The sequence below is a fragment of the Aminobacter sp. Piv2-1 genome (genome assembly GCF_037625995.1).
Classification (GTDB): domain Bacteria; phylum Pseudomonadota; class Alphaproteobacteria; order Rhizobiales; family Rhizobiaceae; genus Aminobacter.
Genome location: NZ_JARKMU010000003.1, coordinates 161251 through 182176 on the forward strand (window position 1 = coordinate 161251; position 20926 = coordinate 182176).

21 protein-coding genes and 1 pseudogene are annotated in these 20926 nt (G+C 65.7%); 8 read left to right on the forward strand and 14 right to left on the reverse strand.

The genetic code is table 11. From position 1 onward, the window contains the following. Positions 1–2: 2 nt before the first annotated feature. Genes AmiPiv_RS06995 through AmiPiv_RS07010 form a run of 4 tightly spaced genes read left to right on the forward strand, consistent with a single transcriptional unit; the run spans position 3 to position 5064 of the window. Entirely contained in the window at positions 3–1118 is a 1116-nt protein-coding gene (locus tag AmiPiv_RS06995; RefSeq protein ID WP_340036617.1) for an ABC transporter ATP-binding protein, read from the forward strand. Position 1119: 1 nt separating this feature from the next. After that, a complete protein-coding gene (locus tag AmiPiv_RS07000; RefSeq protein WP_340036618.1) occupies positions 1120–2625 on the forward strand; it encodes a GMC family oxidoreductase in 1506 nt (501 codons plus the stop codon). Beyond that, positions 2622–3398 (forward strand): 3-ketoacyl-ACP reductase, encoded by a 777-nt coding sequence (locus tag AmiPiv_RS07005; RefSeq protein ID WP_340036619.1) that lies wholly within the window; start codon positions 2622–2624, stop codon positions 3396–3398. Before AmiPiv_RS07000 ends, AmiPiv_RS07005 begins: the two co-directional genes overlap by 4 nt. Before the next feature lie 10 nt (positions 3399–3408). Then, complete coding sequence (locus tag AmiPiv_RS07010; protein WP_340036620.1) at positions 3409–5064, forward strand: GMC family oxidoreductase; 1656 nt, start codon at positions 3409–3411, stop codon at positions 5062–5064. A 6-nt stretch (positions 5065–5070) separates the two neighbouring features. Here the strand turns inward: AmiPiv_RS07010 and AmiPiv_RS07015 are convergent, their stop codons facing one another. From AmiPiv_RS07015 to phnC, 6 genes are all read right to left on the reverse strand, one after another. After that, complete coding sequence (locus tag AmiPiv_RS07015; protein ID WP_340036621.1) at positions 5071–6207, reverse strand: alpha-D-ribose 1-methylphosphonate 5-triphosphate diphosphatase; 1137 nt, start codon at positions 6205–6207, stop codon at positions 5071–5073. Between the two features lies 1 nt (position 6208). Beyond that, positions 6209–6916, reverse strand: a complete 708-nt coding sequence (locus tag AmiPiv_RS07020) for a DUF1045 domain-containing protein (protein WP_340036622.1) — start codon at positions 6914–6916, stop codon at positions 6209–6211. A 105-nt stretch (positions 6917–7021) separates the two neighbouring features. Continuing rightward, complete coding sequence (phnE, locus tag AmiPiv_RS07025) at positions 7022–8407, reverse strand: phosphonate ABC transporter, permease protein PhnE (RefSeq protein WP_340036623.1); 1386 nt, start codon at positions 8405–8407, stop codon at positions 7022–7024. A gap of 2 nt (positions 8408–8409) precedes the next feature. Then, positions 8410–9357, reverse strand: a complete 948-nt coding sequence (phnE, locus tag AmiPiv_RS07030; protein WP_445206924.1) for a phosphonate ABC transporter, permease protein PhnE — start codon at positions 9355–9357, stop codon at positions 8410–8412. A gap of 81 nt (positions 9358–9438) precedes the next feature. Continuing rightward, the gene (gene phnD / locus AmiPiv_RS07035; RefSeq protein ID WP_340036625.1) at positions 9439–10350 is read right to left on the reverse strand and encodes a phosphonate ABC transporter substrate-binding protein; all 912 of its coding nucleotides are present in this window, start codon (positions 10348–10350) and stop codon (positions 9439–9441) included. A 92-nt stretch (positions 10351–10442) separates the two neighbouring features. Then, positions 10443–11285, reverse strand: coding sequence for a phosphonate ABC transporter ATP-binding protein (phnC, locus tag AmiPiv_RS07040; protein WP_340036626.1), 843 nt, complete (start codon positions 11283–11285; stop codon positions 10443–10445). Positions 11286–11612: 327 nt separating this feature from the next. On the opposite strand from phnC, the gene AmiPiv_RS07045 reads away from it, so the two are divergent. Continuing rightward, a complete protein-coding gene (locus tag AmiPiv_RS07045) occupies positions 11613–12614 on the forward strand; it encodes a Tim44 domain-containing protein (protein ID WP_340036627.1) in 1002 nt (333 codons plus the stop codon). Positions 12615–12856: 242 nt separating this feature from the next. On the opposite strand, the gene AmiPiv_RS07050 is transcribed toward AmiPiv_RS07045, so the two are convergent. The 4 genes and pseudogenes from AmiPiv_RS07050 to AmiPiv_RS07065 all read right to left on the reverse strand — a co-directional run. After that, on the reverse strand, positions 12857–13474 hold the full coding sequence (locus AmiPiv_RS07050) for a DapH/DapD/GlmU-related protein (protein ID WP_340036628.1): 618 nt from the start codon (positions 13472–13474) through the stop codon (positions 12857–12859). After that, entirely contained in the window at positions 13471–14178 is a 708-nt protein-coding gene (gene phnL, locus AmiPiv_RS07055) for a phosphonate C-P lyase system protein PhnL (RefSeq protein WP_340036629.1), read from the reverse strand. The genes AmiPiv_RS07050 and phnL overlap by 4 nt, the downstream gene beginning before the upstream one ends. Before the next feature lie 67 nt (positions 14179–14245). After that, complete coding sequence (gene phnK / locus AmiPiv_RS07060) at positions 14246–15022, reverse strand: phosphonate C-P lyase system protein PhnK (RefSeq protein WP_340036630.1); 777 nt, start codon at positions 15020–15022, stop codon at positions 14246–14248. Between the two features lie 176 nt (positions 15023–15198). Further along, positions 15199–16044, reverse strand: a pseudogene (locus AmiPiv_RS07065) (alpha-D-ribose 1-methylphosphonate 5-phosphate C-P-lyase PhnJ); the annotation flags it as partial. Positions 16045–16190: 146 nt separating this feature from the next. Between AmiPiv_RS07065 and AmiPiv_RS07070 the strand changes: the two are divergent. Both AmiPiv_RS07070 and AmiPiv_RS07075 read left to right on the forward strand, forming a co-directional pair. Continuing rightward, positions 16191–16358 carry a hypothetical protein gene (locus AmiPiv_RS07070; protein ID WP_445206914.1) on the forward strand — a complete coding sequence of 56 codons (168 nt, stop codon included), beginning with the start codon at positions 16191–16193 and terminating at the stop codon, positions 16356–16358. A 54-nt stretch (positions 16359–16412) separates the two neighbouring features. Beyond that, entirely contained in the window at positions 16413–16844 is a 432-nt protein-coding gene (locus AmiPiv_RS07075; protein ID WP_340036632.1) for a type II toxin-antitoxin system HicB family antitoxin, read from the forward strand. A gap of 17 nt (positions 16845–16861) precedes the next feature. Here the strand turns inward: AmiPiv_RS07075 and AmiPiv_RS07080 are convergent, their stop codons facing one another. From AmiPiv_RS07080 to phnG, 3 genes are read right to left on the reverse strand one after another with little or no spacing between them, the layout of a single operon-like run. Continuing rightward, complete coding sequence (locus AmiPiv_RS07080) at positions 16862–17965, reverse strand: carbon-phosphorus lyase complex subunit PhnI (protein ID WP_340036633.1); 1104 nt, start codon at positions 17963–17965, stop codon at positions 16862–16864. 1 nt (position 17966) lies between these two features. After that, complete coding sequence (gene phnH / locus AmiPiv_RS07085) at positions 17967–18575, reverse strand: phosphonate C-P lyase system protein PhnH (RefSeq protein WP_340036634.1); 609 nt, start codon at positions 18573–18575, stop codon at positions 17967–17969. Further along, positions 18575–19039, reverse strand: coding sequence for a phosphonate C-P lyase system protein PhnG (gene phnG, locus AmiPiv_RS07090; protein WP_340036635.1), 465 nt, complete (start codon positions 19037–19039; stop codon positions 18575–18577). Before phnG ends, phnH begins: the two co-directional genes overlap by 1 nt. A 90-nt stretch (positions 19040–19129) precedes the next feature. Here phnG and phnF point away from each other — a divergent pair, with 90 nt between their 5' ends. Then, on the forward strand, positions 19130–19912 hold the full coding sequence (gene phnF / locus AmiPiv_RS07095; RefSeq protein WP_340036636.1) for a phosphonate metabolism transcriptional regulator PhnF: 783 nt from the start codon (positions 19130–19132) through the stop codon (positions 19910–19912). 302 nt (positions 19913–20214) lie between these two features. Here phnF and AmiPiv_RS07100 read toward each other — a convergent pair whose 3' ends face one another. Further along, complete coding sequence (locus AmiPiv_RS07100) at positions 20215–20862, reverse strand: hypothetical protein (RefSeq protein ID WP_340036637.1); 648 nt, start codon at positions 20860–20862, stop codon at positions 20215–20217. Positions 20863–20926 lie beyond the last annotated feature (64 nt).

Here is a 20926-nt window from a genome sequence, read left to right on the forward strand (position 1 = left end):
CCATGTCGTTTCTCAAGATCACCAATCTCTACAAGAACTACGGCCAGGTGGAGATCCTCAAGGACATCAACATCGAGATCGACAAGGGCGGCTTCCTGGTGCTCGTCGGCCCGTCGGGCTGCGGCAAGTCCACGCTGCTCAACACCATCGCCGGGCTGGAGCCGATCACCTCGGGCGACATCGCCATCAACGGCAAGTCGGTCAACGGGCTGCACCCGTCCAAGCGCGACATCGCCATGGTGTTCCAGTCCTATGCGCTCTACCCGAACATGACGGTGGCCGGGAACATCGCCTTCGGCATGGAAATCCGCGGCGTGCCGAAGGACGAGCGCGACAAGGCGATCAAGCAGGTGGCCGACATCCTGCAGATCGGGCACCTGCTCGACCGCAAGCCGAGCCAGCTCTCCGGCGGCCAGCGCCAGCGCGTCGCCATGGGCCGGGCGCTGGTGCGCAATCCGCAGGTGTTCCTGTTCGACGAGCCGCTGTCCAACCTCGACGCCAAGCTGCGCGTCGACATGCGCACCGAGATCAAGCGGTTGCACCAGCGCATGAAGACGACCATCGTCTACGTCACCCACGACCAGATCGAGGCGATGACGCTGGCCTCCAAGATCGCGGTGCTCAAGGACGGCGTGCTGCAGCAGTTCGGCACGCCGGCCGAGATCTACAACCGACCGGCCAACATGTTCGTGGCCGATTTCATGGGCTCGCCGGCGATGAACCTTCTGTCGGCGCGGCTGGAAAGCGGCGAGGGCGGGCTCAACGTCGTGCTCGACCGGCCGAGCGAAAAGCCGCTGGCGCTGCCGATCAGGCTGCCCAACGGCGCGCTCGGCGCCTATTCGGGCAAGGAGGTGATCTTCGGGGTGCGGCCGGAAGCGCTGACCGACCCCGACGGTGCGGACCGCAACGCCAAGTCGCTGGCCGAAGGCGAATGCCTGATCGAGGTGGTCGAGCCGGCGGGCTCCGACACCTTCGCGGTGACCAAGCTGGGCGGCAAGGAAGTGGTGGCGCGGCTGCGCGCCGACGCAGCGATCCATGCGGGCCAGAAGACGAAGCTCGCCTTCAACCTCGACAAGGCGGTGTTCTTCGACCCCGAGAGCCAGTTGCGCATCGCCTGACATGTCCGGACAGCCTGACATCGTCATCATCGGCTCGGGGGTCGGCGGCGCTACCATCGCTGCGGGCCTCGCCGCGACCGGTGCGGAAATCCTCGTGCTCGAGGCCGGCGGCCATATCGCCGACCGGCCGGAGAACCGCGACCAACGCGCCATCTTCCAGCGCGGGCATTTTCGGCCTGACGAGACCTGGTACGAGGCCGACGGCACAGGCTTCAATCCCGGCAACTACTACAATGTCGGCGGCAATTCGAAGTTCTACGGCGCGGTGCTGACGCGCTATCGCCGCGAGGACTTCGCCGAGATGCAGCATCTCGACGGCACCTCGCCGGCGTGGCCGTTCCCCTACGAGGAACTGGAGCCGTGGTACGGCAAGGCCGAGCAGCTGTACCAGGTGCGCGGGGCGCTGGGCGAGGACCCGACCGAGCCCCTCCATTCCGGCATCTATGCCCATGCGCCGGTCGCCGACGAACCGGCGATCGCCGGCGTGCGCGCCAGGCTCAAGGCCAAGGGCGTGCATCCCTATTCGCTGCCGCTCGGCGTCGACATCGAGCGCTGGCTGGCCAAGGGCAAGACGCCGTGGGACGCGCATCCCAACAGCTTCGACGGCAAGATGGACGCCGAGACGACGGCGCTGGCGGCGGCGCTGAAGCATGGCAATGTGAAGCTGCAGACCGGTTCGCGCGTGACGCGGCTGGAGGCGGCGCCGGACGGGCGGATCGCCGCCGTGCATTACGAGCGCGACGGCGAGGCCGCAGCGCTCAAGCCGCAGCTGGTGATCCTGTCGGCTGGCGCGGTGCAGTCGGCGGTGCTCCTGCTGCGCTCGGGCAACGATGCCCATCCGACCGGGCTTGCCAACCGCTCAGACCAGGTCGGCCGCAACTTCATGAACCACAACTCGTCGGCGGTGATCGCGGTCAGCCCGTGGTTCCGCAACGACTCGGTCTACCAGAAGACCTTTGGGTTCAACGATTTCTATCTCAGCGATGGCGAGAGCGGGCCGCCGCTCGGCAACGTCCAGCTGCTCGGGCGCATCTCGGGAACGATCCTGAAGGGCGCGATGCCGGCCGTGCCGGAATGGCTGCTCAACCGCGTGACGGCGCATTCGATCGACTTCTACGCCATGAGCGAGGACCTGCCGTCGCCGGAAAGCCGGGTCATGGTCGACGGCGACCGTATCGTGCTGAAATGGGTGCGCAGCAACTGGGAGGCGCATGAGCGGCTGGTGGCCAAGCTGAAGCAGGTGCTGCGCAGCGCAGGCTTTCCCGTTGTGGTCTCCCGCGCGTTCGACAAGCGCACGCCGTCGCACCAGTGCGGTACGGTGCGCATCGGCACCGATCCGAAGGACGCGCCGCTCGACGTGTTCTGCCGCGCCTTCGACCATCCCAACCTGTTCGTGGTCGACGCCAGCTTCCTGCCGACCTCGGCGGCGGTCAATCCGGCGCTGACGATCGCAGCACAGGCGCTGCGCGTCGCCGACCATATCGCCAGCAAGGACCTCGCCGCATGAGCGCCAACGCCAAGCCCGTGGCCATCGTGACCGGCGCTCGCCGCGGCATCGGGCTGACCGTGGCCAAGGCTTTGGCCGTGGTGGGTTTCGACCTCGCCATCACCGACCGCGAGGAAGATCGGGCTGCGGCAGACGCCGTATCGGGGTTGGAAAAGCACGGCGCCAAGGTGCTGTTCGTCGCCTCAAACCTTGCCGAGATCGACACGCACGCGGAGACGGTCGAGAAGGTCGTGAAGCATTTCGGCCGACTCGACTGCCTCGTCAACAATGCCGGCATCGCTTCCAAGGTGCGTGGCGACTTCCTCGAACTCACGCCCGAGAATTTCGATGCCATCATGGCGGTCAATTTGCGCGGCACGGTGTTCTTCACCCAGGCCGTGCTGCGCGCCATGCTCGGCCTGCCGCAGCCGAGCCAGCGGCGCACGGTCATCAACATCACCTCGATCTCGGCCGAGATGACCTCGCCCGAACGGCTGGATTACTGCATGTCGAAGGCCGGGCTCGCCGCCTTCACGCAAGGGTTGACGCTCAGGCTGGCAGGTGCCGGCATCGACGTGTTCGAGATCCGCCCCGGCATCATCCGCTCGGACATGACGGCCAAGGTTTCCGAGAAATACGACCGGCTGATCGGCGAGGGGCTGGTGCCGGCGGGGCGCTGGGGCGAGCCCGACGACATCGGCCGCATCGCGGCAGCGTTGGCCGGTGGCGGCTTCGGCTTTGCCACCGGCAGCATCATCAAGGCCGACGGCGCGTTGTCCGTCGCGCGTCTCTGAGAGTTTCGAGATGACCTACGACTACATCATCACCGGTGCGGGTCCAGCCGGCTGCGTGCTTGCCAACCGGCTGAGCGAGGACGCCGACGTGCGCGTGCTCTTGCTCGAGGCCGGCGGCGACGACTGGAACCCGCTGTTCCACATGCCGGCGGGTTTCGCCAAGATGACCAAGGGCGTGGCGAGCTGGGGCTGGGAGACCGTGCCGCAGAAGCACATGAAAGGGCGGGTGCTGCGATATACCCAGGCCAAGGTGATCGGTGGCGGCTCCAGCATCAACGCCCAGCTCTACACGCGCGGCAATGCGGTGGACTACGATCTCTGGGCGAGCGAGGATGGCTGCACCGGCTGGGACTATCGCTCGGTGCTGCCCTACTTCAAGCGCTGCGAGGACAACCAGCGCTTCGCCGACGACTATCATTCCTATGGCGGGCCGCTGGGCGTGTCGATGCCGTCGGCTGCGCTGCCGATCTGCGATGCCTATATCCGCGCCGGCCAGGAGCTCGGCATTCCCTACAACCACGACTTCAACGGCCGCCAGCAGGCCGGCGTCGGCTTCTACCAGCTGACCCAGCGCAACAAGCGCCGCTCGTCGGCGGCGATGGCCTATCTCGACCCGATCAAGGACCGGCGCAACCTGACCGTACGGCTGGGCGCGCGGGTGGCGCGCATCGTGGTGGAGAAGGGCAGGGCGGTCGGCGTCGAGGTGGCGCGCGGCAACGGCACAGAGATCATCCGTGCCGACCGCGAGGTTCTGGTGTCGTCGGGCGCCATTGGGTCGCCCAAGCTTCTGCTGCAATCTGGCATCGGCCCGGCCGATCACCTGAAGAGCGTCGGCGTTCCCGTCGTTCACGACCTCAGGGGCGTCGGTGACAACATGCAGGACCATCTCGACCTGTTCGTCATCTCGGAATGCACCGGCGACCACACCTACGACAATGTCGCCAAGCTGCACCGGACGCTGTGGGCCGGGCTGCAATATGTGCTGTTCCGCACCGGGCCGGTGACGTCGAGCCTCTTCGAGACCGGCGGCTTCTGGTATGCCGACCCCGAGGCGCGCTCGCCCGACATCCAGTTCCATCTCGGCCTCGGCTCGGGCATCGAGGCGGGCGTCGCCAGGCTCAAGAATGCGGGCGTGACGCTGAACTCGGCCTATCTGCATCCGCGCTCGCGCGGCACGGTGCGCCTTGCTTCCAATGATCCTGCTGCTGCGCCGCTGATCGACCCCAACTACTGGGCCGATCCGCACGACCGCAAGATGTCGATCGAAGGCCTCAGGGTCGCGCGCGAGATCATGAGCCAAGCCGCGCTCAAGCCGTTCGTGATGGCCGAGCGGCTGCCGGGGCCAGGAGCGGTGACCGAGGAGCAACTGTTCGACTATGGTTGCGCCAATGCCAAGACCGACCACCACCCGGTCGGCACCTGCAAGATGGGCACCGACGAGATGGCCGTGGTCGACCTCGAGCTCAAGGTGCGCGGCATCGAGGGTCTGCGCGTCTGCGACAGCTCGGTGATGCCGCGCGTGCCGTCCTGCAACACCAACGGCCCGACAATCATGGTCGGCGAAAAGGGCGCCGACATCATCCGCAACCGCGAGCCGCTGCCGGCGGCGATCTTCGCCCACGAGCGCAACGAAACTCGGCCACGGGCGCGCGCCGAGGTGCGGTAGCCCGCCTCAGGCGACGCGGCGGCCTTCGCGCCAGACGGTGCGGACAACCGGCACGTGCTCGTCGACGCGGACGCGCACGAGGTCGGCGCGGCGGCCGATCTCGATCACGCCACGGTCGGTGAGGCCGACGGCCTCGGCCGGGTTCTTCGACACCATGGCAACCGCCTGCGGCAGCGAGATGCCCTCGACGACTTCGCCGAGGAAGAAGGCCGACTGGATCAGGCTGAAGGGGATGTAGTCCGACGACAGGATGTCGAGCAGGCCCTGCTCGGCCAGCGTGCGGGCCGAGACGTTGCCCGAATGGGAGGCGCCGCGCATGACGTTGGGCGCGCCCATCAGAACGCCGAGGCCGGCGGCCTTCGAGGCGCCGGCGGCCTCGACCGTGGTCGGGAATTCGGCGACGCGGATGCCTTGCGCGATTGCCTCGTCGACATGGGCGACGGTCGCGTCGTCATGGCTCGCGAGCACGATGCCACGTGCGTGGCAGGCGGTCGAAATCGCGTCGCGGTTGGGGCGCGAATTGCGGGCCGAGTCGCCCATGCGCTTGTCGCAAAAGGCCTTGAACTCGACGTCGTTGAGCTTGAGCTTGCGCTGGTAATAGTAGGCGTAAGTGTCGAAATCGACGAACTGGCGCTGGCCTGGCGCATGGTCCATCAGCGAGGCGAGCTTCACCCGGTCGTCGCCGTCGAAATAGGCGAAGCCGTCCTGGCAGTCGGGCGCCGAGACCTCGCAGCGCAGGTGGATGAAGTGGTCGGCGCGGACGCGGTCGGCGCGCACGCTGTCCTCGATGGCATCGGCCAGCTTGCGCATGTCGGTGGCGGTCATGTCGGCATCCTCGTCCATGCCGACGCGCAGCGCGTCGAAGACGGTGGTGATGCCGGCGGATGCCACCTGGGCGTCATGGGCGAGCACGGCGGCGATGGGGTTCCAGCGCACGCGCGGGCGCGGCGCATAGTGGCCTTCGAGATGGTCGGTGTGCAGCTCGACGAGACCGGGGATGACGAAGTCGCCGCCCATGTCCTCGCCGATGGTGGTCGGACCGGTCGAGATTTCGGCGATCTTGCCGTCGCGGACGACCATCGTGCCGTCGATCACGTCGTCGGCAAGGACGATGCGGGCATTGTTGAGGACAAGGTCGGTCATCTCAGGCGGTCCTTCTTTCGGCTTGCCTGCCCAGGGCGTGGTAGCTCAACACCTCGAAGGGGGCACCGGCGGCCGGTTCGACGAAGACGGCAAGCCCGGCGACGGGCACCGGCCTGTCGAGCACGTTGCCCAGGCATTGTTCGATTGCGGTGCGGACGCGCAGCATCTCCTCGGAGGCGACGCGACCGGTCAGGGTCATGTGGAAGCGGAAGGCGTCGAAGACGTAAGGGTAGCCCCACTGGCTGAGATAGCGGCACTCCTGCGGGCTCAGCGCGTCGGGATTGCGGCGGGCAAGCTCGGCGTCGGTCAAAGGCGCGCGATGCGGCTCGAAGGCTCTGACCACGTCGCCGGCGAAGCGGTCGAGTTCGGGCAGGGTCTCGGCCGGGATGAGGGCGAAGAAGCCGTCGATCTGGGCGAGCTTGAGGCGCGGAATGTCGAAGGGTGCGGCCGTGGCCGCAAAGGCGTCGACGGCGTCGACCAACATCTGTTCGCTGATGCCGTCGGCAAGCCGGAATGGCGCCTTCAGCGTGGCATGGAAGCCGTAGCGGCGGGCGGCGGCGGTGTGGAAGGCGACCTCGGCCGCCGACAGTTCGCCATGGGCCTTCGCCGGAATGGACGCACCGCCAAAGGCATCGCGCCCGAGCCAGCCGGCCGCGATGCGGCACAGCGGATCGTCATGCTCGGGCGTGAAATAGATGGCGTAGCGCATGGCGCGATTCTTCCTTGGAGACGAAGGCCCGATAGATGATTTGCGTGACAGTTTGACGAAGTAGTGGCCGACATTCTTGGCTTTGCAAGGGCAGGCCGGAAAAGTTCAATGGCTGGACTTGCCTCCGATCAGGCGGTGGCGCAACGCCGTGGAAATATTGTCGAAAATGAACACCACGACCAGGATCAGCAGCACCATGTAGGCGACGTTCTCCCAGTCGGAATTGGTGCGCATGGCTTCCCACAGCTTGAGGCCGATGCCGCCGGCGCCGACCGCGCCGATGATGGTGGCCGAGCGGGTGTTCGATTCCCAGAAGTAGAGCGACTGGCTGATGAGCACCGGCAGCACCTGCGGGACGACGCCATAACGCTGCACCGAGGCGGGCGAGGCGCCGACCGACCGCATGCCCTCGCGCTGCTTGTCGTCGATGTTCTCCAGCGCCTCGGAGTAGAGCTTGCCGAAGGTGCCGGTGTCGGTGAAGAAGATCGCCGACATGCCGGCGATGGGGCCGGGGCCGAAGGCGCGGGTGAAGAACAGCGCCCAGATCAGCATGTCGACCGAGCGCAGGAAATCGAAGAAGCGCTTGGCCACCTGGTTGATCACGCGGTTGCGGGTGATGTTGCGCGCCGCGGCGAAGGCCAGCGGGAAGGCGAGCAGGCTGGCGAACAGCGTGCCGACGAAGGCCATCACGATGGTCTGGGCAAGCTTCAGCCAGACGTCGCCATGCTGCCATTCGGCGTTGTTGACGATGTTGTCCCAGGCAAGCGCCGCATTCGACATCTTCGGGTCAAGGCGCTCGCCCGAGAAGACCAGCGACAGCACCTCGCTCATCGACTTGCCCCAGAAGGGTGAGTTGGCGTCGAAGAAGAAATTCTCCCAGCCGAGGAAGCGGTGGCGGATCTTGACGTCGTCCTCGTCGATCTGGACGCCGCCGGCAAAGCCGAAATCGGCAAGGATCTTCGCGCCGGGCGCCTTTTGCGTCGCCCAGGCGGGCAGGGCGCCGACGACCGCGATGCCCTGGCGCGGCACGATGGTCACGTCGAGCTTCTCGCCGCCATGGGTGACGACGACCCGCTCGGGCGCGATGTCGATCGTGGTGCTCGAGCCGATATGGGCGACGACGCGGTCGGCCGGCGCCTTGTTGGCGGCGACGGTAGCGCCGGCCGGCTGGGTGATGTCGAGCCAGTCGGGATGGCGGTCGGCGCGGTAGGACGAGAAGCGCGGATAACCGACGTCGAGGCGGCCGTCCTTGAAGGCGACCTGCGGCCGGATCTCGTAGCTGACCCAGTCGGCCAGGTAGGTTCCGGCGATGCCCCAGTTGCCGCCGGCAAGCACTGCGCCGACCGAGAAGAACCACCAGGCGAAGACGAGATAGGCGACGATGCCGCAGCCTACGGCCCAGCCGATCAGGCTCTTGCGCCAGGAGCCGGAGAAGACGCCGGGGTGACGATCGGCGATTGCCTGCATGTCGGCCATGGAAAGGGTGGTCATGATTATTCTCCGCGGCCGAAGGCGAAGGCCTGTTCGCCGACCAGCTTCTTGCGCAGCCAGGCCGAGAACTGGTCGACCGCGACGATGGTGCAGAACAGGAGGAGGATGATGGCGAGCGTCTTGGCTTCGTGGTTGCGGCTGATCGACAGGCGCAGCGCCTCGCCGATGCCGCCGCCGCCGACGGCGCCGATGATGGTCGAGGCACGCACGTTGATCTCGAGGCGCAGCAGGGCGTAGCTCAGGAAGTTGGGCATGACCTGCGGCACGATGCCGAACCAGACGCGCTCGGGCCAGTTGCCGCCAACCGCGCGCAGGCCTTCGTCGGCCTTCATGTCGGCATTCTCGACCACTTCGAAGAACAGTTTTCCCAGCGCGCCGACCGTATGCAGCGACACCGCGATGATCGCCGGGATCGCGCCCATGGAGAGCACGGCGAGGAAGAAGCCGGCGATGACGATCTCGGGGAAAGCGCGCAGGATTTCGAGGAAGCGGCGGACGAAGAAGCGCAGCCAGCGCTGAGTGACCAGGTTGGACGCAGCCAGGAAGCAGAGCAGGAAGCCGAAGGCGAACCCGATCAGCGTCGAGACGAGCGCGACGTTGATCGTCTCCAGCATCTTGTAGACATATTCGGGCAGGTAGAACGAGCCGGTCAGGTAGACCCGGCCCTCGGGATAGTCGAACTTCAGGCTGCCGTCGGCATAGCGCGAGGGCAGGTCGAACAGCGCGCGCCAGATCTCGAGGCCGTCGCGCGGAATTAGCTGGTCGACGAAATCGAAGAAATGCGGCAGGCGGTCGAAGAATTTGCCGGCATTGGTGTCGTTGGCGAACCAGAGCGAGCCGGAAAGGGCGAGGAACAGCAGGATGAGGCCGCCGATGGTGTGCAGGCGGCGACGGCCGGCGAGTTCGCGCCAGTGGCGTTCGACCGCGAGGCCGGCTTCCGTGAGGGGCATTGTCATGGAGGTTCCGTCCGATCCCGGATGAAAAAGGACGCGCCGCGGTGCTCGCGCGGCGCGTCCGTGTTGCCTTGCGGCTTAGCTGCCGATCTGCGCCTTGCGGGCGTCGATCACAGGCTGGTAGAACTCAGGCGTGACTTCGGTGAAGCCCTTGAAGTCGCCGCCCTGGATGGCCGAGAAGCAGGCCGGGTCGGACTGCGGCAGCTTCATCATGTAATCCTTGAACTTCGCCTTGATGTCGGCGTCGAGCGAGGTACGGACGACGATCGGGCCGTTCGGGATCAGCGGCGACTTCCAGACTTCGACCAGGTCGTCCATGTCGAGGATGCCCTTGTCGACCATCTTCTTCAGGTTGCCCGAGCTGTAGCCGTCCTTGAACTCGCCGACGCCCGAGCCGAAGGTCGTACCGGCGTCGAAGGTGCCCTTCAGCACTTCGAGGACAAGGTTCTCATGGCCGCCGCCGAAGCCGGTCTCGCCGAAGTAGTCCTTCACGGCCGTGCCGCCGAGGTCCTTGGGCAGCGAGGTGACCGGGATCAGGTAGCCCGAGGTCGAGTCCGCATCGGCGAAGCCGAGCTTCTTGCCCTTGAGGTCTTCGAGCTTGGTGATGCCCGAGTCCTTGCGGGCGACCATGATGGTGTAATAGCCGGTGGAGCCGTCGGTCTGGACGGTGGTCAGGATCGGCTCGACCGCGTCCTTGTTCTGCAGGTAGATCTTGGCGTAGCCGGAAGCGCCGAGTTCGGCGTAGTCGAGCGTGCCGCCGAGCAGGCCCTGGATGGTGCCGTCATAGTCGGCAGCCGGGAACAGTGACACCTTCTCGACGCCGATGGCCTTGGGCAGCTGGTCGACCAGGCACTGGAAGTTGCGCAGGCGGTCGGCTTCGTTTTCGCCGCCGATCAGGCCGATGCGGAACTCCTTGAGGTCGGCGGCATGGGCCGAACCGATCGCCAGCACGGCGAGCGAAACGGCACCCAGAAGTGCTTTCTTGAACATGACATGTCTCCAGGTTGGCCCGGCGGCATGCCGGGTCATTTTCGGTTGCTGAATGCCGGCCCTTGACGCGGGCGAGACGACCGCGAACGGCCTCAGACCGGGGCGTATGCCGGTTCGAGAGGAGCGGCGGATGCGGGAACCTTGACCTTGACGGGACGGATGCTGGTCGAGGTGATGGCTTCGGAAATCTCGGCGCCGTCGGCGTCGGCACCGTAGACGAGGCGGACGGCCTCGGCGGTGAGGTCTTCCGGCGCGCCGTCGAACACCACAGCACCGCCCTGCATGCCGATGATGCGGTTGCAGTAGGTGCGGGCGGTGTCGAGCGTGTGCAGGTTGGTGATGACGGTGATGCCCTCACGCAGGTTGATGTCCTGGAGCGCGTCCATCACCACTTTGGCGTTGAGCGGGTCGAGCGAGGCGATCGGCTCGTCGGCGAGGATCAGCTTCGGCTCCTGCATCAGCGCGCGCGCGATGGCGACGCGCTGCTGCTGGCCGCCCGACAGCGTGCCGGCTGGCTGGAGCGCGGTGCGGGCGATGTCGAGGCGCTCGAGGGCCGCGATCGCCCGGATGCGCTCCTCGCGGGAGAAGATGCCGAGCAGGTTGAGCCCGGTTGAACGATGATTGAGGCGGCCGAGCAGCACGTTGGTCAGCACGTCGAGGCGCGGCACCAGGTTGAACTGCTGGAAGATCATGGCGCAGTCGCGCTGCCAGCGGCGCAACTGGGCACCGCGCAGCGACGACACCTCGGTGCCGTCGAAGGAGATCGAGCCATCGCTCGGGTCGATCAGGCGGTTGATGGTCTTGAGCAGGGTCGACTTGCCGGCGCCGGAACGGCCGATGATGCCGACCATCTGGCCCTGCTTGATCTGGAGGTTGACACCGTTCACGGCGACATTCTTGCCGAAGCGGCGCGTGACGTTGCGGATTTCGAGCATCGTGGCTTCCCTGTCCCAGCGGGCTTTTTTCGCCCTTGTCCAGGATCGGCCTAGACCCGTCAGATGAAGCTGAAATGTCGGGATCATGTCAGTTCTGTTACGAAACACAGGGTCGGGCGGAAAATGCGGGCAGACAAGCTGCCGCGCGGCGACGGCTTGAAACGCCGGTCCTCCCGCTGCTGGCAGCGAGGTGCGGCCTGCAAAGGCAGAGTCGTTTCAACGCCTTGGACGAATTCGTCGAGACTTCGCAAAAACTTGAAGTGGCAACCCTGTCACTACGTTTGTTAGTCATTATATGAGAGCGGACGTCACTTTGAGGATCCGCCGATGAAACTGTCCCGAACGACCCGCCTTGCCACCCTTTTCGCGGGCCTGTTCCTCGCCTTTTCCATGGTCGCGGTCGACCAGGCCGACGCCCGTCGCAACGGCAGCTTCGGCAGCCGCGGCACGCGCACATTCCAGTCTGCGCCGCCCACCCGCACCGCGCCGCAGCCGACCGCCCCCATCGAGCGGTCGATGACGCCGAACACCGGCCAGGCGACGCCAAACAGCGCCGCGCGGCCGGGCACGGCCATGCAGCCGCAGCGTCCCGGTTTCATGGGAGGCTTCGGCCGCTCGATGCTGGGCGGCCTGCTGATGGGCGGCCTGATCGGCATGCTGCTCGGCCAGGGCTTCGGCGGTTTGGCCGGCATGTTCGGCATGCTCTTGCAGGTGCTGCTGATCGGCGGCGCCATCTGGCTCGCCTTGCGGCTGTTCCGCTCGCAGCCGGCACGTTCGCCCCAGCCGGCGATGGCTGGCGGCTCGGTTGGCGGCGGCAACTTCAACTATCGCGACGCTGCACCGCGCGAGGAGGGCAAGCGCGCCTTCAGCATCCCCAATATCGGCGGCGGGCTGGGCTCGGCCGCGCAGCAGCCGGCGACGAGGGAGATCGAGCTCGGCCAGGGCGACCTGGACACCTTCCAGCGCATGCTGACCGAGGTGCAGGAAGCCTTCGGCCGCGAGGACCACAAGGCGCTGCGCCGGCTGGTGACGCCGGAGATGGTTTCGTACCTCTCCGAGGAACTGGCCGAGAACGCCCAGGACGGCGTGCGCAACGACGTGACCGACGTGCAGCTGCTGCAGGCCGATATCGCCGAGGCGTGGAACGAGGGCGACCGCGACTATGCGACGGCCGCGCTCAACTATCAGTCGATCGACGTGACCCGCAACCGGACGACCGGCGCGCTGGTGGACGGCGATGAAAACGAACCCACCGAGACGACCGAACTCTGGACCTTCGTCCGCCAGAACGGCGGCAACTGGCAGTTGTCGGCGATCCAGCAGGCGTAGGGCTTGGGGGCTTGCACCCCCACCCCTAACCCCTCCCCACAAGGGGGAGGGGGACGATTTCCCCGCCGTCGTCGGCCAAAGATCATCCGGCGTCGCGCGCATGCGGCCAAGAGAAGCGGCTGGAGCGGCGGCATCGCATTCGTCAGGATACCCGCTCCAAGTCTTGGCACCGGACGGTGGCGCAAAAGTTCCCCTCCCCCTTGTGGGGAGGGGAAAGGGGTGGGGGTATCGGCGATTGCCCGTTAGCCGCTGTGCTTCTCAAGAAATTCTTCCGCCGAAAGGTTGCGAAAATCGTCGAGCGCGGTGCGCAGCCTGGCATGGTCCCAGTCCCACCAGGCGAGCGCCTGGAAGCGCTCGGCCGTCCTGCGGTCGAAGCGTTCGCGCAGCGGCTTGGCCGGCACGCCGGCGACGATGGTGTAGGGCGCGACGTCCCTGGTGACGACCGCGCCCGAGCCGACAGCGGCGCCATCGCCGATGGTGACGCCCGGCAGAACCGTCGAGCCGTGGCCGAGCCATGTGTCGTGGCCGATGGTCACGGCGTTGGAGCGGCGCCATTCGAAGAACTCGGTCTCATGCTCGGCGTCCTCCCAATAGTCGGTGGCGCGGTAGGTGAAGTGGTGCAGCGTCGGACGCCAGGTCGGGTGGTTGGTGGCGTTGCAGCGGACGCTTGCTGCGATGTTCGAGAACTTGCCCACCGTGGTGCACCACAGGCTGCAGTCCTGCATGACATAGGAATAGTCGCCGAGCGAACTCTCGCTGATGCGGGTGCGCTCGGAGACCTCGGTCCAGCGTCCGAGCGTCGATTGCGTCACCTCGGCGGTCGGATGGATCCAGGGCTGTTCGGACAGCTTGCGGCTCACGCTGCAACCTTTCCGGCGGCGAAGGCGGTGACGTCGACGATGCGGTCGGCGACCGCCTCGCGCACGTCGGCGTCGTGGAAGATGCCGAGCAGGGCGGTGCCGTTCAGCTTCTTTTCCTCGATCAGGCCGATCACCACCTCGCGGTTGGTGGCGTCGAGCGAGGCCGTCGGCTCGTCGAGCAGCAGGATCGGATGATCGGTGATGAAGCCGCGGGCGATGTTGACGCGTTGCTGCTCGCCGCCGGAGAAGGTGGCGGGCGGCAGGTTCCACAGGCGCTCCGGCAGGTTCAGCCGGCCGAGCAGGTTGGAGGCGCGGGCATGGGCCTCGTCGCGGGCGGTGCCGCGGGCGACGAGAGGTTCCGCGACGACGTCGAGCGCCGAAACGCGCGGCACCGTGCGCAGGAACTGGCTGACATAGCCGATGGTGTCGCGGCGTACCGAAAGCACCGTGCGCGGGTTGGCGGTGGCGAGATCGACGAGCTGGCCGTGGTGCTCGACGATGATCTGCCCCTGGTCGACGCCATAATTGCCGTAGACCATCTTCAGGATCGAGCTCTTGCCGGCGCCCGAGGGGCCGCCGAGCACCGCGCATTCGCCAGCCCGGACCGAGAAGGAGACGTTGGCGACCACCGGCAGGCGGATGCCGCCGCGCAGGTGCATGGTGAAGGCCTTGGCAACCTCGGAGACGATGAGTGGGGTGGCCATGGTCACAGCCTTTCCTTTGCGAGCATGATCTTGTCCGAAAACCGGGAACCACTTTTCGGGATCATGCTCAGACCTGCAGGATGGAGGAGACGAGAAGCTGGGTGTAGGGCGCGCGCGGGTCGTCGAGCACGCGGTCGGTGAGACCGCTTTCCACGACATGGCCGTCCTTCATCACCATCATGCGCTGCGACAGGAGCCGGGCGACGGCGAGGTCGTGGGTGACGACGATGGCAGCCAGCCCGAGGTCGGTGACCAGCCCGCGCAACAGGTCGAGCAGGCGTGCCTGTACCGACACGTCGAGACCGCCCGTCGGCTCGTCCATGAACACCAGCCGCGGACCGGTGACGAGGTTACGGGCGATTTGCAGGCGCTGGCGCATGCCGCCGGAGAAGGCGCGCGGCTCGTCGTCGATACGCTCCTCGCCGATCTCGACACGGGACAGCCAGTTGATGGCGGTTCCGCGGATGTTGCCGTAGTGGCGGTCGCCGATGGCCATCAGCCGCTCGCCGACATTGGCGCCGGCGGACACCGTCATGCGCAGGCCGTCGGCCGGGTTCTGGTGGACGAAGCCCCAGTCGGTGCGCATCAGGAAGCGGCGCTCGGCCTCGCTCATGCGGTAGACGTCGCGCCACTGGCCGTCGCGCATCCGGTAGCTGGCGGTGCCCGACGTCGGCAGGAGCCGCGTCGACAGACAGTTGAGCAGGGTGGTCTTGCCCGAGCCGGATTCGCCGACGATGGCCAGGACTTCGCCCGGCCAGAGGTCGAAGGAGATGTCCTCGCAGCCGATGCGCGAGCCGTAATATCTGGACAGCGCCGTGACGCGCAGAAGCGGTTCGTCGGTCACTTTGAAATCTCCTTTCTGGTCTCTTCGGCGCCGCGCCGCCCCTCACCCTTACCCTCTCCCCGTGCGGAACGGGGAGAGGGGGGCATGGACGTTGGAGCCTCCTCCTTCTCCCCGTTCCTACGGGGAGAAGGTCCGGCAGGGGATGAGGGGCGGCTCCATGTTTCGGGATTCAGATGCCCGACATGCCCGGCCGCGCGGCGCGTCTCGCAATGGTCGGTGTCGGAACAGACGAACATGTGCCCGCCGCGATCGTCGAGGATGACCTCGTCGAGATAGACCTGCTCGGCCCCGCACAGGGCGCAGGGCTGGTCGAAGGCCTGGATCTCGAAGGGATGGTCCTCGAAGTCGAGGCTGACGACCTCGGTGAAGGGCGGCAACGCATAGATGCGCTTCTCGCGGCCGGCGCCGAACAGCTGCAGCGCCGGCGACATGTGCATCTTCGGATTGTCGAACTTCGGCGTCGGCGAGGGATCCATCACGTAGCGGCCCTCGACCTTGACCGGATAGGCGTAGGTGGTGGCGATGCGGCCGTGCCTGGCGATGTCCTCGTAGAGCTTGACGTGCATGAGGCCGTATTCCTCGAGCGCGTGCATCTTGCGCGTCTCGGTCTCGCGCGGCTCGAGGAAGCGCAGCGGCTCGGGGATCGGCACCTGGTAGACCAGCGTCTGGCCCTCGGTCAGTGGGAACTCTGGAATGCGGTGACGGGTCTGGATGATCGTCGCCTTCGCCGTCTCGGTGGTGACGGCCACGTCGGCGACCTTCTGGAAGAAGGCGCGGATCGACACCGCGTTGGTGGTGTCGTCGGCGCCCTGGTCGATGACCTTGAGCACGTCGTCGGGGCCGATGATCGCGGCGGTCACCTGCACGCCGCCGGTGCCCCAGCCGTAGGGCATGGGCATTTCGCGGGATGCGAACGGCACCTGGTAGCCGGGAATGGCAATGCCCTTGAGGATCGCCCGGCGGATCATCCTTTTGGTCTGCTCGTCGAGATAGGCGAAGTTGTAGGTTGCGATGTCAGTCATGATCCGGACTTCCTGGCCGTTGCACAAAGCCTCTCGGCGTTGCGACGCTCCTCGCACTTGCGATTCGTACAAAAATGTGCGAAATTTCTTGCGGCGAGGGGATGCGATGGATGAGACGGGAGGCTCTGATCCGGGAGCTTCGGGCTTTGGCACGCAAGACCGGAAAGCACTTCGAAGTGCTTCAGGACCATGGCAAGGGACCCCACTACCGGGTTGTCTTTGGAGACCGTTTCACCATGATCAAATCGGGCAAGTCGGGAGAGCTCAAACCCGGTTACGTGGCGCTCGTGAAGAGGCAACTCGGCATCGAATGACGGCTCGATTTGTCTCTTGTTCTGCCCACGGTTGCTGCAGCTAAGGGAGCGGACATGGAATACGTCTTTGCAGCCGATTTTCAGGCGGATCCCGATGGGGGGTACATTGTAACCTTCCCGGATGTCCCGGAGGCGATCACCTTCGGAGACGATTTGGCCGAGGCACGCTCCAGCGCGGCAGAAGCGCTTGGTTTCGCCCTGCGCGGCTATCTGGCTCTCGACCGGCCGCTTCCTGTGCCGATCACCAAGCGCAAGGGACTGGTGGCAATTCCGGTCAGCGCTACCACGGCGTTGAAGCTGGCCGTGGTCGAAGCGTTTCGTGCCAGTGGCATGTCGAAGTCGGACTTTGGACGCCTGCTGGGCAAGGCCGAGGGAGAGGCTCGCCGCATCCTTGATCCTGATCATCCGACCAAGGTCCAGGCGCTCGAAGCGGCGCTGGCCGTGCTCGGCAAGGACATCGTTATCTCGGTGCGCGACGCCGCGTAGTCCATTCCGGGCAGCGCTCATTCCGCCGCCTCCCGCTGTTCTGTTTCCGATGGGCGCTTCTCGTGCTCGCCGCGCATGCGGCGGACGAGGTCGAGTTCGGCCTGGAAGTCGACATAGTGCGGCAGTTTCAGGTGCTCGACGAAGCCGGTGGCCTGGACGTTGTCGGAGTGCGAGATGACGAACTCCTCGTCCTGGGCAGGGGCAGTGACGTCTTCGCCCAGCTCGCCGGCACGCAGGGCGCGGTCGCACAGCGACATCGCCATCGCCTTGCGCTCGGACTGGCCGAAGACCAGCCCGTAGCCGCGGGTGAACTGCGGCGGCGCCTTGGCCGAACCCTTGAACTGGTTGACCATCTGGCACTCGGTGACGCGGATGCGGCCGAGCGTGACGGGGAAGGGCAGTTCCGGCACGTCGAGTTCGAGCTCGACCTCGCCGATGCGGACCTCGCCGACGAAGGGATGGCTGCGGCCATAACCGCGCTGGGTCGAATAGCCGAGGGCAAGGAGAAAACCTTCGTCGCCGCGCGACAGCGCCTGCAGGCGGCTGTCGCGCGCAAGCGGGAACTCCAGCGGCTCGCGGGTGATGTCGCCGGTGACGTGATCCTCGGGCAGCTCGCCGTCGGCCTCGATCAGGCCCTCATGGGCGAGGATTTCCGACACGCGCGTCATGCGCTGGCCGTCGCCCTCGCGCTGTACGGGCTCGGCGATTTCAGGGTCATTGGCGAGCTCGGGGTCGAGCAGGCGGTGGGTGTAGTCGAAGGTCGGGCCGAGCAGCTGGCCGCCGGGCAGGTCCTTGTAAGTGGCGGAGACACGGCGCTCGACCTGCATGGCGGCGGTGTCGATCGGCCTGGTGTAGCCGAAGCGCGGCAGCGTGGTGCGGTAGGCGCGGACGAGGAAGATCGCCTCGATCAGGTCGCCGCGCGACTGCATGATGGCAAGCGCCGCCAGCTCGCGGTCGTAGAGCGAGCCTTCCGCCATGACGCGGTCGACGCCGAGCGCCAGCTGCTCGACGATCTGGTCGAGGCGCAGAGCCGGCACCGAGCGGTCGCCGCGGCGGCGGTCGGCAAGCAGGCGGTGCGCATTGGCGATGGCTGCCTCGCCGCCTTTGACTGCAACATACATGTCAGGCCTCCATCGTCTTGATGCGGGTGGTGCGGGGCAGGCAGGCGACCGCGTCGGGCGCGGCCAGGATGAGGTCTGTGCCGCGCGGGAAACGCGCGCCGTTCTGCTTCCACTGCTCGACGAAATGGCGCGGCAGCGGCGTCGGCGCGATGGTCGCGGTCTTCTCGATGCCGGGGCCTTTGAGCTCCAGCGGCTCGCCCGCCGTCAGGCTCTCGACCTGCAGGATCAGCGTCGTCGAGCGGTCGGGATATTCCTGGGTGCCCTGGGCGAAATTCTCGAGCGCGATCAGCGTCGCCGGATTGGCGACGAGGGCGAAATGCGCGTCGGCGGGCGTCGCAGCCAGCGGCGCGCCGCCGTGGAAGGCGAGCCATGACCTTGCCGCTGCCGAAACCTGGAGCGGGGTGTCGAGCCAGAGCGGCGTGTCGTGGTCGCAGAGCGCCAGTGCAACAGCGCCGGCCATGGCCGACAGCGGCGCCGGCGGCTGGGTGAGGGCCGCGACAGGTTGGATCGTGCCCGGGCGCGCCATGGCGTTCATGACGGCGCGGAACACCGTCTGCGCGTCGAAAACGGGAGCGACGAAGCCGCCGTCGATGACGTCGAGCTGCTCCATCAGTCTTCTCCGCGTACCATGGTGAAGAAGTCGACCTTGGTGGCGGCCGTCTCGGCGCGCCTGGTGGCATCGGCCTCAGTCTGGGCTGCCCGCAGCGGGCCGAGGATCCTGGCCTCGACCTCGGCGCGGCGCGCCGGGTTCTGCCAGAGCGCGTCGGCGATCGCCGACAGCCTGGCCTTTTCCTTGTCGCGGCCGAGCGCGTAGGCATGGCCGATCTCGCCCGAGGGCAGGCGCACCGTCGCGCGGGTGACCGTCGCCTCGCCGAAGTTGAAGGGCGCGCCGCCGCCGCCGATGCGGCCGCGCACCGACACCAGGCCGGTCTCGGGCCCGCGCAGCATCTCGGCCTCACTGGTTATGCCGGCAGCCGCGCACAGCCGCTTTAGTGCATCCGCGGGAGCCAGGGCGAGGGCCGCCATGGCCGCCTTTCGCTGCGTCTCCAGTTCGCTTTCCTGCCGCCGGTCCATCTCGTTCGCTGCTCCATTCCGTATTTGTCTATTGTTCTATACAAACGAACAACATACAACGGGCTTCTAGAGAGGCTCCGTGACGGGCGCATGACAATTGGCAAAACTGGGGCTGTGGATTTGAGCGGACAGGGGCAGGAACAGGCAGTGAAGCGCAAGAGCGGTGTGGCATTGTGGCGCCAGATCGCCGACCAGATCCGGCAGGCGATCTCGGCGGGAACGCTGGGCGCCGACGGCAAGCTGCCGCCGGAGATGGTCCTTTCCGAGCGTTTCGGCGTCAACCGCCACACGCTGCGCAGCGCCATCGCGGCCCTGGTGCAGGAAGGCGTGCTGAGGGCCGAGCAGGGCAGGGGCACCTTCGTCGAGAGCCGGCAGAAGCTGTCCTATCCGATCTCGGCCAGGACGCGCTTTTCCACCGGCCTGCGCAGCCAGACGCGCGACCGGCGCAGCAACCTTCTCGCCCACGCGGTCGAGCCGGCGGGCAAGCGCGTGGCTGAAGGATTGGGGCTGCCCGAGGACGCTCCCGTCGTCAGGCTGGAGACGCTGAGCGAGGCCGACGATCGGCCGGTGTCGCGCGCGACCAGCTGGTTCGACGCCGAACGCTTTCCCGGCTATGCCGAGGCCTATGCCGAAACCGGCTCGATCACGCTCGCCTTCCAGCGCTACGGCATCGAGGACTATTTCCGCAAGTCGACCCTGGTCTCCGCCCGCCACGCCGACGCCGCCGACCTCGCCGACCTCAAACTGTCGGCCGGCGCCATCGTGCTGGTCGCCGTCGCCGTCAACGTCGACGCCGAGGGCGTGCCGATCCAGTATGCCGAGACGCGCTTCGTCGCCGACCGGGTCGAGCTCAGCGTCTCGACCGAGGCCTAGCGCAACATCCGGGGCAAGTTGCAGCTGACGGCAAGATCCATGCTTTTCCTTGCCTGGGCAGCAAGTGGATGATCAGATTCTAGGAACTGCGCAGTCAGGGCGTGCCCCTCTGGTTGTCTGAGGACAGAGATTGATTTCTGCGTCGCCAGCTTTTCGGCCTGGGAAGGTTCATATCTAGCCCAGACAGATTCGGCTCGCGTTAATAATAGTTGTCGTCACGCCTGGAGGCGCGCTCATTGGACAGCTATCCTACTGCGCAACCTTTTCCGTCAAATATTACATTGGAATTGCCGCTCATCACGCTATTCCCTGATTTCCATGGAGATGTTGTTTCGTGATAAAATTGTATTTGCGAAACGCAAAGCTTCTTCGTAGTCTGAAGTAGGCGAAATAAGAAGAATATAAGCTAGAATGTAGTCGATAGATTCTTCCGTGTCCTTGGTTGGTTTAAATTCGACGCCTATCTCTGAAAAGAATCCTATTGTAAGGCACCGCATGATGTTCTTGGATTTCGGTCCTATATGTATATATTTGGCAATTCGCGACTGATTTCGCAGCGTCACCAGCGCGCAATCATTCGCGATTTCAACAGAGTCGGTATACTGTCCATCAGGGAGCAATTTGAAATCGCTCGGAGCGAACAATACCGATAAACTGTTACTTTGAGGTGATTCAATCAAATTCACTGAAACCACCCCTTCTCCAAATTGATTTATGAATTTGGAGAATATTTCGACATTTCTACATCCACCGTTATATTCATCAAATCTGCCCATGCGTTCCGTGCCGCAGGCCATATCGAGGCTGATGTTGCGCGGCTTAGTACGCAGATTCTGCAATAGTAATTTCTCAGCATCCGCACGCGTCAGTTCTACTGACGTTTGCCGCGGCAGAAATGGCAGAATAATGGAGAATGAAATTATAGAAGCTACAATCAACTGAAGAAACATGAATACTCGTTCTTTTCAGATTACGTAATTTCCACCAATGCATACCGTTGGTCTGAGAGAGCGG

What these genes read in the sequence shown, in the direction of transcription:
- AmiPiv_RS06995 (WP_340036617.1), top strand. Translation starts at nt 3, where the DNA reads ATGTCGTTTCTCAAGATCACCAATCTCTACAAGAACTACGGCCAGGTG.
- AmiPiv_RS07000 (WP_340036618.1), top strand. Translation starts at nt 1,120, where the DNA reads ATGTCCGGACAGCCTGACATCGTCATCATCGGCTCGGGGGTCGGCGGC.
- AmiPiv_RS07005 (WP_340036619.1), top strand. Translation starts at nt 2,622, where the DNA reads ATGAGCGCCAACGCCAAGCCCGTGGCCATCGTGACCGGCGCTCGCCGC.
- AmiPiv_RS07010 (WP_340036620.1), top strand. Translation starts at nt 3,409, where the DNA reads ATGACCTACGACTACATCATCACCGGTGCGGGTCCAGCCGGCTGCGTG.
- AmiPiv_RS07015 (WP_340036621.1), bottom strand. Translation starts at nt 6,207, where the DNA reads ATGACCGACCTTGTCCTCAACAATGCCCGCATCGTCCTTGCCGACGAC.
- AmiPiv_RS07020 (WP_340036622.1), bottom strand. Translation starts at nt 6,916, where the DNA reads ATGCGCTACGCCATCTATTTCACGCCCGAGCATGACGATCCGCTGTGC.
- phnE (WP_340036623.1), bottom strand. Translation starts at nt 8,407, where the DNA reads ATGACCACCCTTTCCATGGCCGACATGCAGGCAATCGCCGATCGTCAC.
- phnE (WP_445206924.1), bottom strand. Translation starts at nt 9,357, where the DNA reads ATGCCCCTCACGGAAGCCGGCCTCGCGGTCGAACGCCACTGGCGCGAA.
- phnD (WP_340036625.1), bottom strand. Translation starts at nt 10,350, where the DNA reads ATGTTCAAGAAAGCACTTCTGGGTGCCGTTTCGCTCGCCGTGCTGGCG.
- phnC (WP_340036626.1), bottom strand. Translation starts at nt 11,285, where the DNA reads ATGCTCGAAATCCGCAACGTCACGCGCCGCTTCGGCAAGAATGTCGCC.
- AmiPiv_RS07045 (WP_340036627.1), top strand. Translation starts at nt 11,613, where the DNA reads ATGAAACTGTCCCGAACGACCCGCCTTGCCACCCTTTTCGCGGGCCTG.
- phnL (WP_340036629.1), bottom strand. Translation starts at nt 14,178, where the DNA reads ATGGCCACCCCACTCATCGTCTCCGAGGTTGCCAAGGCCTTCACCATG.
- AmiPiv_RS07075 (WP_340036632.1), top strand. Translation starts at nt 16,413, where the DNA reads ATGGAATACGTCTTTGCAGCCGATTTTCAGGCGGATCCCGATGGGGGG.
- AmiPiv_RS07080 (WP_340036633.1), bottom strand. Translation starts at nt 17,965, where the DNA reads ATGTATGTTGCAGTCAAAGGCGGCGAGGCAGCCATCGCCAATGCGCAC.
- phnH (WP_340036634.1), bottom strand. Translation starts at nt 18,575, where the DNA reads ATGGAGCAGCTCGACGTCATCGACGGCGGCTTCGTCGCTCCCGTTTTC.
- phnG (WP_340036635.1), bottom strand. Translation starts at nt 19,039, where the DNA reads ATGGACCGGCGGCAGGAAAGCGAACTGGAGACGCAGCGAAAGGCGGCC.
- phnF (WP_340036636.1), top strand. Translation starts at nt 19,130, where the DNA reads ATGACAATTGGCAAAACTGGGGCTGTGGATTTGAGCGGACAGGGGCAG.
- AmiPiv_RS07100 (WP_340036637.1), bottom strand. Translation starts at nt 20,862, where the DNA reads ATGTTTCTTCAGTTGATTGTAGCTTCTATAATTTCATTCTCCATTATT.